General features: G+C 62.5%; 12 protein-coding genes and 1 pseudogene. 5 read left to right on the top strand and 8 right to left on the bottom strand.

The genetic code is table 11. The annotated features are described in order from the left end of the window. The first annotated feature begins 17 nt into the window (after positions 1-17). Together AC1D05_RS34520 and ubiA are read left to right on the top strand one after the other, a co-directional pair. Positions 18-929: a LysR family transcriptional regulator gene (locus AC1D05_RS34520; protein ID WP_477447327.1), complete on the top strand. Its 912-nt coding sequence runs from the start codon at positions 18-20 to the stop codon at positions 927-929. A 68-nt stretch (positions 930-997) separates the two neighbouring features. Further along, complete coding sequence (gene ubiA / locus AC1D05_RS34515) at positions 998-1,981, top strand: 4-hydroxybenzoate octaprenyltransferase (protein WP_477447393.1); 984 nt, start codon at positions 998-1,000, stop codon at positions 1,979-1,981. Positions 1,982-2,076: 95 nt separating this feature from the next. Here ubiA and AC1D05_RS34510 read toward each other — a convergent pair whose 3' ends face one another. From AC1D05_RS34510 to AC1D05_RS34500, 3 genes are all read right to left on the bottom strand, one after another. Beyond that, on the bottom strand, positions 2,077-2,643 hold the full coding sequence (locus tag AC1D05_RS34510; protein ID WP_477447325.1) for a DUF6101 family protein: 567 nt from the start codon (positions 2,641-2,643) through the stop codon (positions 2,077-2,079). A 184-nt stretch (positions 2,644-2,827) separates the two neighbouring features. Further along, entirely contained in the window at positions 2,828-4,258 is a 1,431-nt protein-coding gene (locus tag AC1D05_RS34505) for an FAD-binding oxidoreductase (protein ID WP_477447323.1), read from the bottom strand. A gap of 9 nt (positions 4,259-4,267) precedes the next feature. Beyond that, a complete protein-coding gene (locus tag AC1D05_RS34500; RefSeq protein WP_477447321.1) occupies positions 4,268-5,248 on the bottom strand; it encodes an L-threonylcarbamoyladenylate synthase in 981 nt (326 codons plus the stop codon). A gap of 172 nt (positions 5,249-5,420) precedes the next feature. Between AC1D05_RS34500 and AC1D05_RS34495 the strand changes: the two genes are divergently transcribed. Both AC1D05_RS34495 and AC1D05_RS34490 read left to right on the top strand, forming a co-directional pair. Then, the gene (locus tag AC1D05_RS34495) at positions 5,421-5,858 is read left to right on the top strand and encodes a hypothetical protein (RefSeq protein ID WP_477447319.1); all 438 of its coding nucleotides are present in this window, start codon (positions 5,421-5,423) and stop codon (positions 5,856-5,858) included. A 182-nt stretch (positions 5,859-6,040) separates the two neighbouring features. Further along, a complete protein-coding gene (locus tag AC1D05_RS34490) occupies positions 6,041-6,430 on the top strand; it encodes a hypothetical protein (RefSeq protein ID WP_477447317.1) in 390 nt (129 codons plus the stop codon). Between the two features lie 82 nt (positions 6,431-6,512). Here the strand turns inward: AC1D05_RS34490 and AC1D05_RS34485 are convergent, their stop codons facing one another. The 4 genes from AC1D05_RS34485 to AC1D05_RS34470 all read right to left on the bottom strand — a co-directional run bounded on the left by AC1D05_RS34485 (position 6,513) and on the right by AC1D05_RS34470 (position 11,257). Continuing rightward, on the bottom strand, positions 6,513-6,839 hold the full coding sequence (locus AC1D05_RS34485; protein ID WP_477447315.1) for an ATPase: 327 nt from the start codon (positions 6,837-6,839) through the stop codon (positions 6,513-6,515). A 175-nt stretch (positions 6,840-7,014) separates the two neighbouring features. After that, positions 7,015-9,393, bottom strand: a complete 2,379-nt coding sequence (gene glyS / locus AC1D05_RS34480) for a glycine--tRNA ligase subunit beta (protein ID WP_477447313.1) — start codon at positions 9,391-9,393, stop codon at positions 7,015-7,017. Positions 9,394-9,468: 75 nt separating this feature from the next. After that, positions 9,469-10,236 (bottom strand): endonuclease domain-containing protein, encoded by a 768-nt coding sequence (locus tag AC1D05_RS34475; RefSeq protein WP_477447311.1) that lies wholly within the window; start codon positions 10,234-10,236, stop codon positions 9,469-9,471. 34 nt (positions 10,237-10,270) lie between these two features. Continuing rightward, positions 10,271-11,257 carry a glycine--tRNA ligase subunit alpha gene (locus AC1D05_RS34470; protein ID WP_477447309.1) on the bottom strand — a complete coding sequence of 329 codons (987 nt, stop codon included), beginning with the start codon at positions 11,255-11,257 and terminating at the stop codon, positions 10,271-10,273. Between the two features lie 223 nt (positions 11,258-11,480). On the opposite strand from AC1D05_RS34470, the gene AC1D05_RS34465 reads away from it, so the two are divergent. Continuing rightward, entirely contained in the window at positions 11,481-11,942 is a 462-nt protein-coding gene (locus AC1D05_RS34465; RefSeq protein ID WP_477447307.1) for an N-acetyltransferase family protein, read from the top strand. Between the two features lie 240 nt (positions 11,943-12,182). Here the strand turns inward: AC1D05_RS34465 and AC1D05_RS34460 are convergent. Then, positions 12,183-12,324: pseudogene (locus tag AC1D05_RS34460) on the bottom strand (IS5/IS1182 family transposase); the annotation flags it as partial.

Raw genomic sequence — 12,324 nt, 5'->3', positions numbered from 1 at the left:
ACACATAGGTTTTAACTATGAGTCCAACCCTCACGCAGTTGCGTTATCTGGTCGCCGTCGCCCGCCACGGCAGCGTCACCGGTGCGGCCAAGGCGCTGAACATTTCGCAGCCATCGATTTCGGTGGCGATCGACGCCATCGAAAAGGATTTCGGCCAAAAAATCTTCGTGCGCCAGCGCGGAAGCGGCGTCTCGCTGACCTCTTTCGGCCGTGTCGTCGTGACGAAGGCAAAACAGGTTCTTGCCGAGACGGACGAACTCATGAGCCTGGGTTCGGGCAATTCGGCTGTCGGCGGCGAACTGGTGCTTGGATGTTTCGAGGATCTGGCGCCCTATTTCGCGCCGGGTCTCATCCGCGCTTTCTCCGAACGCCATCCAAGTGTCGATGTCATCGTTCGCGACGAAACGTTCGAGACGCTCGGGCGGCGTCTAGCGGACGCCGCCATCGATCTCGGTCTCAGCTACGATCTCGGTCTGCCATCGCATTTCGCCCGCATCCTGCTGCATGAGTTGCGGCCGCATGCTTTGTTGCCGGCAGGCCATGCGCTGGCGGATCGCCCCGAGGTCAGCCTGGCCGATCTGGCCGCCTATCCGCTGGTCACGACGGACCAGCCGCAGAGCTGGCAGCATATGCTCGATCTGTTCCGCAGCCGCGGCCTCTCGCCGCTGGCCGACAGGGCGACAAGTTCATTCGAACTCCAGCGCAGCATGGTGGCGAACGGTTTTGGCGTCGCCGTCAGCTACACCCGCCCGCATGGCGACCGCAGCTATGACGGGCTGCCGCTGATCTGCAAGCGATTGTCGGACCCACTGCCGATGCAGCGGATCATTCTCACCTATGACACGCATCAGCGCGTGTCGAACGCGGCACTGGCATTCGTCGAGACGGCGAAAGACTGGTTTTCCAAGCGCGACATCTTCACCTCCTGACGGGCTGACGGTCGCCGCTCATCCGCTTGCCGCTTGACGGTTTCCGCGGCTGCTGCCACTCCATGGACATGGAACCTATCCAGTCGAAAGCCGCCCAGGGCCGTGTCGCCGATGCGCCGAACGGCCATTGGGTCTACCGCGTGCTGCCGCGCTCGATCTGGCCCTATGCGCAGCTTGCGCGATGGGACAGGCCGATCGGCTGGCAGTTGCTTTTGTGGCCATGCTGGTGGTCGGCCGCACTCGCCGCGAGCGCCTATCCGCGCCCCGGCGATCCGCTACTCTCGCTGCTGCCGGCGCCATGGTATCTCGTGCTGTTCCTGGTCGGCGCCATCGCCATGCGCGGCGCCGGCTGCACCTACAACGACCTCGTCGACGAAGACATCGACAATCAGGTCGAACGCACGCGCTCGCGCCCGCTGCCGTCAGGCCAGGCTACGCGCCGGCGGGCCTGGCTGTTTCTTGTGCTGCAGGCCCTGGTCGGCCTGGCGGTGCTCATACAGTTCAACAGTTTCGCCATTCTGCTCGGCATCTGTTCACTGGCGATCGTTGCCATCTATCCATTCATGAAGCGGATAACCAACTGGCCGCAATTGTTTCTCGGCCTTGCCTTTTCCTGGGGCGCGCTGATGGGATGGGCGGTCGAGTTCGGCGATCTCGATGGCCCCGCCATCATGCTCTATATCGGCTCGATCCTGTGGGTGATCGGCTACGACACGATCTATGCGCATCAGGACAAGGAAGACGACGCCATTGTCGGCGTGCGCTCGACGGCGCGCCTGTTTGGCGACAACACCAAGGCGTGGCTGGCTGGGCTTTATGGCGGCACGCTGATCTGCTTCGCCATCGCCTTCGCCTCGGCGCAGGCGCCGGTGGTGGCGCTGGCGGGATTGATTGCCGCCGGTGCCCATATGGCCCGGCAGATCGCGGTTCTGGATATCAACGAGCCGGACCAATGCCTGCGGCTGTTCCGGTCGAACAACCAGGTCGGCTGGCTGATCTTCCTCGGCCTGATCGGTGGCGCATTGTGGGTGGCGCTGAAGCCGCTGGTGTAGCGGCTTTTTCCACGCCCTGGCCCTTCGCAGGCTCACGGCGTTCGAAGCTCGAAAAGCCAAGCAATTGGCTTTTCAATCGCTACGCGAACCGCTTCTCACTCCCTTGAAATGATCTCCTGGCCATCGATGACCAGCCTGAGACCGAGGTTGCCGGCCCTGCGGCGGGCGAGGAAGCGCGGGCGGCGTGTGTTCGAAACGCGACCCTTGCGGCGATCCTGCGGCGGCAGCGTCTTGATGGCGGCGCCAAGCGATTCTTCCAGGGTGCGGGCAACACCGTCCGATTCGATCAGCAGCATCGGCAGGCGGTAGGCATCGGCCCAGGCGCGCCAGTCGGCGGCGACGTCTTCGAGATCGTCGGCCACCAGCAGCGGCACCGACAGCATCGGATCATTGTGCAGGAGTTCCAGGGTCACCGTGACATTGCCTTCCGGATCCTCCATTGCGCGGGCGGCAACGCCGCGGAACGCATTGGCGGGCAGTGCGATGATCGCCGGCACGCCGCTCATCTCGAGCAGGCGACGGATCACGGCGCCGCGGTGGTCGATGGTGAACGTCACGTCGCCGTAATCGTCGCGCGTGGCGTAGCTGACCATCTGGGGCAGTCGGAATGGGTCGAGGCGCATGTTGCGTCCCGCCCAGACTGGCTTCAGTCCGGTGTTCATAGAGTGCCTTCCTGTCTGTCTCCTGAGAGCCGGTGTCCGGTTCTCTCCGGGCCAGTTTTCCCGGCCTCGTTATGGGGAAACAGTAGCGTGGGGTCCTTACCGCCGCGCTTAAGAAAGTCGGTTAAATTTTGCTGATCTCAGGGATGGTTATCGGAATGCCACCGACCACTAGATGTTGAAAGGATCAGATAACCTTACCGGGATTCATGATGCCGGCCGGATCGAAGGCGGCTTTCACCCGGCGCATCAGATCGATCGCCATCGGCGGCGCGGTGGCAATCAGTTCGTCGCGCTTCAACTGGCCGATGCCGTGCTCGGCCGAGATCGATCCATGGAAGGACCGCACGACATCGTGCACGGCCTTGTTCATGGGATGGTAGAGGGCGAGGAACGCCTCGTCATCGCCATCGACGGGCCGCGAGATGTTATAGTGGAGATTGCCGTCGCCCATGTGGCCGAAGCAGACCACGCGCGCGCCGGGGCAGACCCCTTCCACCACGCCGGCCGCCTTGTCGATGAACTCCGGGATCGCGGCTGTCGGCACCGAGATGTCGTGCTTGATCGAAGCGCCCTCGGGCTTCTGGCACTCGGGCAGCGTCTCGCGGAAATTCCAGAAGGCATCGCCCTGGGCAAGGCTTGCCGAGACCACTGCGTCGCCGATGATACCTTGCTCGAGCGCTTCGCCCAGAATCTCCTCGATCAGCGCCCTGCCGTCTTCCTCGGAACGCCCTGAAGAGACCTGCATCAGCACATACCATGGCCAATTATCGGCCAGCGGCCGCGTGATGCCTTGGCCATGCTTCAGCGTGAAGTCGTAAGGCCTTTTACCGATCAGTTCGAACGCGGTGAGCGAGCCGCCGGCCCGGTCCATCGCCAAGGTAAAGAGCGACAGCGCCGCCTTGGGCGACGACATGCCGGCAAAGGCGACCTCCCTGCCCTTCGGCCTCGGGAAGAGCTTCAAGACAGCGGCGGTGATGATACCGAGCGTGCCTTCGGCGCCGACGAACAGGTTCTTCAAATCGTAGCCGGTGTTGTCCTTCTTCAGCTTGCGCAGATCGTCGAACACCTCGCCGGTCGGCAACACCACTTCGACGCCGAGGCAGAGTTCGCGGGCGTTGCCATAGGCAAGCACGCCGGTGCCGCCGGCATTGGAAGAAAGGTTGCCGCCGATCTGGCAGGAGCCCTGTGCGGCGAGCGACAGCGGAAACAGCCGGTCGGCCGCATCGGCCGCCTCCTGCAGCGTCTGCAGGATGACGCCGGCCTCGACCGTCACTGTGTTGGACAGGACATCGATCTCGCGGATGCGGTTCAGCCGCGACAGCGACAGGATGATCTCGCGGCCGGACCTGTCCGGCACCTGGGCGCCGACCAGACCGGTGTTGCCGCTTTGCGGCACGATCGGCGTCCCCGTCTCGGTCGCCAGCCGCATGATGCGGCTGACCTCGTCGACACTGCCCGGCCGCAGCACCAGCGATGTTACGCCATGCCAGAGCCCGCGTCGCTCAATGAGGTAGGGCGCGATGTCCTGTTCGTCGCGAATGGCGTATTTGTCGCCGACGATGGCCGCGAAGCGATCGATCAGAGCGGGATCAAGTCTCTTTGAAATTTCGGTCATGTGGGAAAACTACGGTGTGGGCTCAGTGTTGTCACGAGGGGCGGCGGCGCGAGAGAGCCGGTCGTTGATGGCCTCGCCAAGCCCGTCGAAGGGAATCGTCTCGACTGCAATGGTGCGTGCGCCGCTGCGATCGAGTTCCTGCATGTAAGCGAAAAGATTGCTTGCCGCTTCGCGCAGGTCACCTGACGCGGACAGGTTCCGGAAGGCAGCCGCGCTGCGCCAGCCTTCCGCTCGTTGGCCGCCGAAGCCGAGTAACGCTTCGTCCTTGCCAACCGTGCCGGCATTGAGCCGCATCGCGGCACCTGGCGCGTAGTGCGAGGCAAGCATGCCCGGCGCCTCGACACCGGCGGTGCCGCCGCGCAACAGCGCCATGCCGAGGGCCGCCTCGATCTCCTCTGCGGCAATGCCGCCGGGCCGGAGCAGGCGCAGTCGTTCCCCTTCGGCCTTGACGATGGTCGATTCCAGCCCGACCGGTGTCGCGCCGCCATCGACGACCAGCTTGATGCGGGCGCCGAGATCGGCCGCCACCGCTTGCGCCGTCGTCGCGCTGATCTTGCCGGATGAATTGGCGCTGGGTGCGGCAAGCGGGCGGCCGAGTTTTGCTATGAGGTCGCCGCCAAAGCCCCTCGGCATGCGTAAGGCGATCGTGTCGAGCCCGGCCGTGACCAGCGGATGAATGCCGTTGCCTGACCGCTGCGGCAGCACCAGCGTCAGCGGACCCGGCCAGAAAGCCAGCGCCAGTTTTCTCGACAGCGGATCGAACACAGCGATGCGCTCGGCCATGTCCATGTCGGCGACATGGGCGATCAGCGGATTGAAGCGTGGCCGACCCTTGGCTTCGAAAATGCGCGCCACGCCGATGCCATTGGTGGCGTCGCCAGCAAGCCCGTAGACGGTTTCCGTCGGGATAGCGACGACATCGCCGTCCTGGAGCAGTGCCAGCGCCCGCTCGAACGCGTCGCCAACGGCAAGTATCTCAGCCACTCTCATCACCTCGCAGATGGCGGCTGCGTAGTACGATGGCGGCTGTTGGGCAAGCCGGCTGTTCGGCAACAGAGGGCCTTGGCGATTTATCAATTCCTAAAATGCTATGTTTCCGCGAAAGCCGGTATCAATTCCGGTCCGCTACCATCCGGGCTTGGGGCAAAGGGGAGTGGTCATCGTGTTTGTGCGTATCTTGCTGGGGATCACCCTGGCGGCGTTGAGCGGCGGAGCTCAGGCCTCGTCGCTCGTCTTTCCCGGCCCGCCAACCGCGACGCCCTCCATCCTCGTGCTGAAGGCAGCCGATGTCGAGGCAAGCGATGTGGTGTCCGTCGTTGCGCTCGGCGAACCGGACGTCACCTATGAGAAGGTAGCGGCGATCCCCAACGCGCCCGAGGCCCGGCACGGTTTCATGCCAGGCCCGATGATCATTCGCGGCGGCGTCGTCGGCGGCGACTTCTCGACACCGACGCAAGGCAAGGCACCCGCCGCGACCACCGCGGCGGCGCCCGCCAAGGCGACCGCCTCGGCCGCTCCGACCCCGGACGCACAGAAGAAACCGACGGCGCCGGCGCCGGCACCGACCGCACCCGTTCCCGGGGTCGGCAAGGTCAAGTAGCGGCCAACAAACTGGTGGACTGGCCAGATCGTTGACAGCTTGACGGCGCCCTGTGCACCATTGTCGCGCGAGCTCGTCCTGGCCTATCTGGCTGCTCGACGCTGACGCCTGAATTTGGTCAAGCAATTCAGGCAAAGGGGCGGCTCTGGCAAACGGATTTCGTCGTTCAAAGGGGGTTGATCATGAGAATATCCAAGACCGTTACCGTCGCCGGGCTTCTGCTGGCGTCGCTGCTGGGCGTCAGTGCAGCGCAAGCCGATGACATGCTGGGGTCCTATGTCGCGCGCATTTCCGATCGCGATCATCAGGCGAGCGACGGCTATGCGCTGGACAGCGCCGCGCAAATGGTGCGGCAGGATCGCGCCAACTGGCACAAGTTCCATCGCCGCGACAGCGACGATGAGGCTGATGCCTGGTTCAGGACCAACGACCAGCGCGCCGATCTGCAGCGCATGCTGGAGCGTCCCGGCGCGATGAGTTCCTCGACCAAGCGCGCCATCGTCAATGGCGAACCGCTGATCCAGGTCGACGTCTACGAGGACAGCGTGCGCGTCAGCATCCTGGAAAACTGATCAATCGGCATCTGGGAAGATCGACAAAAAAGGGCGGCGCTGATGCGCCGCCCTCTCTTCTCGACAGAGCCGGATTGAAATCTCAGGCCGCTTCTTCCTTGTCGTCGTCTTCTTCGGACTCGCCGTCTTTGGATTCTTCTTCGCCTTCAGCGTCATCGCCTGCGGCCTTTACGGCGTCATCTTCATCCTCGTCTTCGTCGTCATCGCCCGAGAGCGTGGCGGCTTCGTCGGACTCTTCGCCGTCTTCGTCGTCGCCTTCTTCTTCGTCGCCGTCCTCATCATCAGAGTGATCGGCGGCTTCGACCGTGGCAGCGGCGGCATGATCGAGGGCGGTTTCGGAAGCGGTTTCAATCGCCTCGACAGGAGCCGAGGTTTCTTCAGTCACTTCGATTTCGTGATCGGAATTCATGGAAGCCTCCGTTGGGTTGGGGAACATGTCCCTTTTGCCACGGAGAGATCATCGTCATATGACTGTAAGCCGGCTCGAACGGCCGGCTGGAAGATATTTTTCTTAGGCCTGCGGCCTTTTTTGTCTGAGCATGATCTTGTCCGAAAACCGGTGACCACTTTTCGGGATCATGCTCTCAACCCGCTATTTTCGCGAAATCCGCGACCTGACCGGTGGCCGCACGGATGCGGGCGAGCAGCGCCAGACGGTTGGCGCGTACGGACAAGTCCTCATCATTCACGAGAACACCCTCAAAGAATGAATCAACGGGTTCGCGCAAAACGCTAAGCGCCAGCATGGCAGCGGAAAAGTCTTCGTTTTGAATCGCTTCGCCGGCTTGCTTCTCGGCCTGATTCACCGCCGCAAACAGCGATTTCTCGGCGTTCTCCTTGAACAGAGCCGGCTCAACGGCTTCGGCAATCGCCGTTTTCTTCTTCTCCTCGGCAGCCAGGATGTTGGCCGCACGCTTGGTGCCGGCGAGCAGGTTCTTGCCGTCCTCGGTATCGAGGAAGGAGCCCAGCGCTTCGACGCGGCGGACGATCTGCAGGAGGTCGTCGGACTGTGGCGTGATCACTGCGTCGATGAGATCGTGGCGGGCGCCCTGATCGCGGAGGTAGACCTTTAGACGGTCGTGGAAGAATGCAACGAGGTCGGCGATGAATGGCGACAGCGATGCTCCCAATTCCATCACACGCTGGCCATCGAAGAACTCTCGTTCCTGATCGGCGTTGCCAAAGGTTTCTGACCCCGCCTTGTCCAACCCACCCTTCAACAAATTGGAGATCAGGCCAGCCTCGGACAGTAGCTGGCTTGCCCCCTTGTAGTCGCGAATACGGGAATCGAGCATCGCGACGACGCCACGGCTCTCAGCCCCTTCGCATTTTTGTTCATATGCGGCGAGAGCCGAAGAGACCGCGGCCGCAATGGCAATGCCCAATGAAAGCTTGAGCTTGTTTTCCAGAATGATCCTCACCACACCCAGCGCGGCACGGCGCAGAGCATAGGGATCCTTCGACCCTGTCGGCTTTTCATCGATCGCCCAGAAGCCGACCAGCGTATCGAGCTTGTCGGCGAGCGCGACAGCGATCGACACCGGATCGCTCGGCACATAATCGGACGGGCCTTGCGGCTTGTAATGTTCCTCGATGGCCCCGGCCACGGATGGATGCTCGCCTTGCAGCAGCGCGTATTTGCGGCCCATGGTGCCCTGCAATTCTGGGAACTCGCCGACGACTTCGGTGGTGAGGTCGGCCTTGGCGAGAACCGCGGCTCGAGCCGCGAGCATGGGATCGGCGCCGACGATCGGCGCCAATTCCTCTGCCAACCGCTTGATCCGCTCCACCCGCTCGCCCTGTGTGCCGAGCTTGGCATGGAACGTCACATTGAGATGGTCGAGCCGGGCCACGCGCTGGTCGAGCGGCTTTTTCAGATCGAGCCCGAACTTTTCAGCCGATGCTTCAAGCGTTGCGAGATCCGGCAGATCGCCCTGGTCGGTCGTCCAGAAATAGAGCGCGTCGGAGAGGCGTGCGCGCACCACCTTGCCGTTGCCGTGGGCAATTTCCTTGCCGCCGTCCTTGGCCTCGATGTTAGCGGTGAGGATGAAGCGATTGGAGAGTGCTTCCCTTTCACCTTGCGGACGCGTGACAAAGCACTTCTGGTTGGCGCGGATGGTCAGCCGGATCACTTCGGCCGGAATGGCCAGAAAAGCCTGCTCGAACTCGCCCATCAGCACGACAGGCCATTCGACTAGGCCTGACACTTCCTCCAGCAAGCCTTCGTCCTCGACCAGGTCGAGCCCGTTGGCGAAAGCAAGATTGCGGGCGTCGGCGAGGATGATCTCCTTGCGGCGGTCGGCGTCGAGCACGACCTTCGCCGCTTCCAGCTTGCTCACATAATCGTCGAAGCGACGCACGCTGATTTCGCCCGGCGCGAGGAAGCGGTGGCCGTAGGTGATGTTGCCGGAGCGGATGCCGTCGATCTCGAAATCGACCACGACAGGCTCCTCGGTCTCCGGGCCGAAGGTACACAGGATGGATTGCAGCGGCCGCACCCAGCGCAGCGAGCCCGGCTTGGCCGAGGCCGGCCCCCAGCGCATCGATTTCGGCCACGGGAAGTTGCGGATGATGCCAGGCACCAGTTCGGCGACGATCTCTTCGGCCGCCCTGCCCGGTTTCGAAATGTGGGCGACATAGAAGTCGCCCTTCTTCGGATCGGAATGGACATGCGCCTCGGCGACCGAAGACAGGCCGGCCTTGCGCAGGAACCCCTGCACCGCCTGTTCAGGCGCCGTCGTCGACGGCCCCTTGATCTCCTCGCTTATGTCTTTCGAGCGTGCGGTCAGCCCCCTGATATCGAGCGTCAGACGCCGCGGCGTCCAGTACTCGCGCGCCGCCTCATAGGTCAAACCCGCCTCGACCAGACCGTCGATCAGCATCTTCCTCAGATCACCCGCCGCTTTGCGCTGCATGCGGGCAGGAATCTCTTCCGAGCGGAGTTCTAGAAGCAGGTCGGGCATTGTTAGCTCCTCACCCTCCCCTTGATGGGGAGGGTCGGCGCGTTAGCGCCGGGGTGGGGTGGCGGCGTCTCTGTCTCAAGCGCCTTCGGCGTCTCGCGGGCCAAGGTGGGATTTTCGTTCTTCCACCGCCGCATAAATCGTATCGAGCACGGAATCCAGTTCGTTTTTGATTTCATGGTTCCAGAAGCGGATGACGCGATAGCCCTGGCTCTCAAACCATTTTGTTCGACGCTCGTCGTGGCGTTGCTGGTCATCGAAGCTGTGATGGGCACCATCCACCTCGATGATCAGCTTCAGCCGGTGTGAGATGAAATCAGGGAAGTAGATCCCGACCGACGCCTGTCTGCGGAAATGAGTGCCTTCGACTGGAATGCGCCACAGATGCCGCCATAGGATGCGTTCCTCATCGGTCATTGCCGCACGAAGCCGTTGCGCGGACTGCAGCTTGAACCGATCGAGTTTCGGCATGGAACGTCGCGCTGTCACCCCCACCCGCCGCTTCGCGGCGACCTCCCCCATCGAGGGGGAGGTAAAGAGGGCATAGCAACTCGGCTGGCCGCTGTCACCCTTTCCAGAAATTTTGACCGCTCTGTCGGGGCACGACGATCCCGCCCGTCCTTGGATCAAAGATTTCCATGAACCGAACGCAGCGCTGAAGCGACACACGCTCAGGCAGGGAACACTTGGCTCAACGACCATGAAAACGGCATCCAGACTTCTACAGATCCTCGCGCTCAGCGCCTGCTTCACCGCGCAGGTCCACGGCGCCTTCTCGATGCCGGGTGTGCGGCAGGCACTGCGGACGATGGCCGGGCAGAACGCCCCGATCCTGTCGCCGATCAACGCTTCCCTCAAAATGATGAAGGGTGCCTGAAACTCAGGCCGCCAGACCGCCCGCCTGTGTCTTTAAAAATGCCTCGCCGCAAGCCTTCGCCAGATTGCGCACCCGCAGGATGTAGCTTTGCCGCTCGGTGACCGAGATGACGCCGCGCGCATCGAGCAGGTTGAAGACATGGCTGGCCTTGATGCACTGGTCGTAGGCCGGGAAGACCATCTTGTGCATCGGCAGATTGTCATTCGAAGCCGGCGCGCCGGCATCGAGCAGGGCCTTGCACTCGGCCTCGGCATCCTCGAAGTGGCGCAGCAGCATCGCCGTGTTGGCATATTCGAAATTGTGGCGCGAATATTCCTGCTCGGCCTGCAGGAAGACGTCGCCATAGGTGACCTTTTCGGCGCCTTCACGGCCATTGAAGTTGAGGTCGTAGATGTTGTCGACACCCTGCACATACATGGCCAGCCGCTCTAGCCCGTAGGTCAACTCGCCGGCCACCGGCGCGCATTCGATGCCGCAGACCTGCTGGAAATAGGTGAACTGCGAGACTTCCATGCCGTCGCACCAGCATTCCCAGCCAAGCCCCCAGGCACCCAGCGTCGGGCTCTCCCAGTCATCCTCGACAAAACGGATGTCATGCAGCAGCGGATCGACGCCGATCGCCGCCAGCGAGCCGAGATAGAGCTCCTGCAGGTTGGGCGGGTTCGGCTTCAGGATCACCTGGTACTGGTAATAGTGCTGCAGCCGGTTCGGGTTCTCGCCATAGCGGCCATCCTTGGGACGGCGCGAGGGCTGGACGTAGGCGGCGTTCCAGCGACGCGGCCCAAGGGCGCGCAGCGTCGTTGCCGGGTGAAAGGTGCCGGCGCCGACCTCCATGTCGTAGGGCTGGAGGATGACGCAACCATAGGCGGCCCAGTAATTGTGCAAGGTCAGGATCAGCCCCTGGAACGAGCGGCTGGGGTGCATATGGGCGGGAAGTTCAATCGTCACGGTGGCCTCGACAGCAAAGGCTAGAGCCTGTCCCTTGAGCATGATCTTTTCCGAAAACCGGTACCCACTTTTCGGGATCATGCTCTTAGCGGCACGTCCTAGAGACACGGCGGCAAAGCGTCAAGCAAGGCGCGCAGGATGCGGGTCGCAATGAACACGCTGCGCGGTGTTGAAGACTTTGCCAGAGACTGGCCCATTGCCGGCCTATGGAGGCTGCGGTCTGGTTCGTCCCCTGCAACCCACAGCAACGACGACAGGTTCAGCCATGCCCAGCTCCATCATCGTCCGCCCGGTCACGCGACAGGATTTCGACCGATGGCTGCCGCTGTGGGATGGCTACAACGCGTTTTATGACCGCTCGGGCGAGACGGCGCTGGCGAGCGAGATCACCGCGATGACATGGTCGCGCTTCTTCGATGCCTATGAGCCGATGCATGCGCTGGTGGGCGAAAGCAAGGGACAGCTTCTCGGCCTCGTGCACTATCTCTTCCACCGCAGCACGGCGGCGATCGCGCCGAACTGTTATTTGCAGGACCTTTTCACCACGCAGGCATCGCGCGGAAAGGGCATCGGCCGGGCGCTGATCGAAGGCGTCTATGAGCGCGCCCAGACCGCCGGCTCAGGCCGGGTGTATTGGCTGACGCACGAAACCAATCAAACCGCGATGAAGCTCTATGACAAGGTCGGCGAACGCTCCGGGTTCGTCGTCTACCGCAAACTATTTTGAGGACGACGCGCCGTTCCAAGTCCTTGTTTTGACGGAATTCCCAAGGGAAAGCGCTACGCGCTTTTCCCGGGAAAACCGTTCACACTTTTCCTCGAATTGCTCTAAACGAAAACGGGGCTCCCAAAGAGCCCCGTCAGACTGCTGACAAACCCCGTCGATTTTCGGCGGGGTTTTTTTGTTATGTGATTGAAGTGTCTTGGAATGTTTGTGTCAGGAGATTTTGACAGGAGGCGTAGGGCCTCATGCGAGGGCCGGTTTGGGGTTCGGCCATAGGCAAAGGGCGATCTTTTTGATGTTCTGGGCGGCGGCGGCGATCAGGCACTGGCAGGCGACCCTGATGAGACTTCGGAACCGCGCATAGCGGTGACCATGCAGTTGCTTG

It is taken from the genome of Mesorhizobium sp. P2_E9 (assembly GCF_056403815.1).
This window is presented reverse-complemented; position numbering and strand designations above follow the sequence as displayed.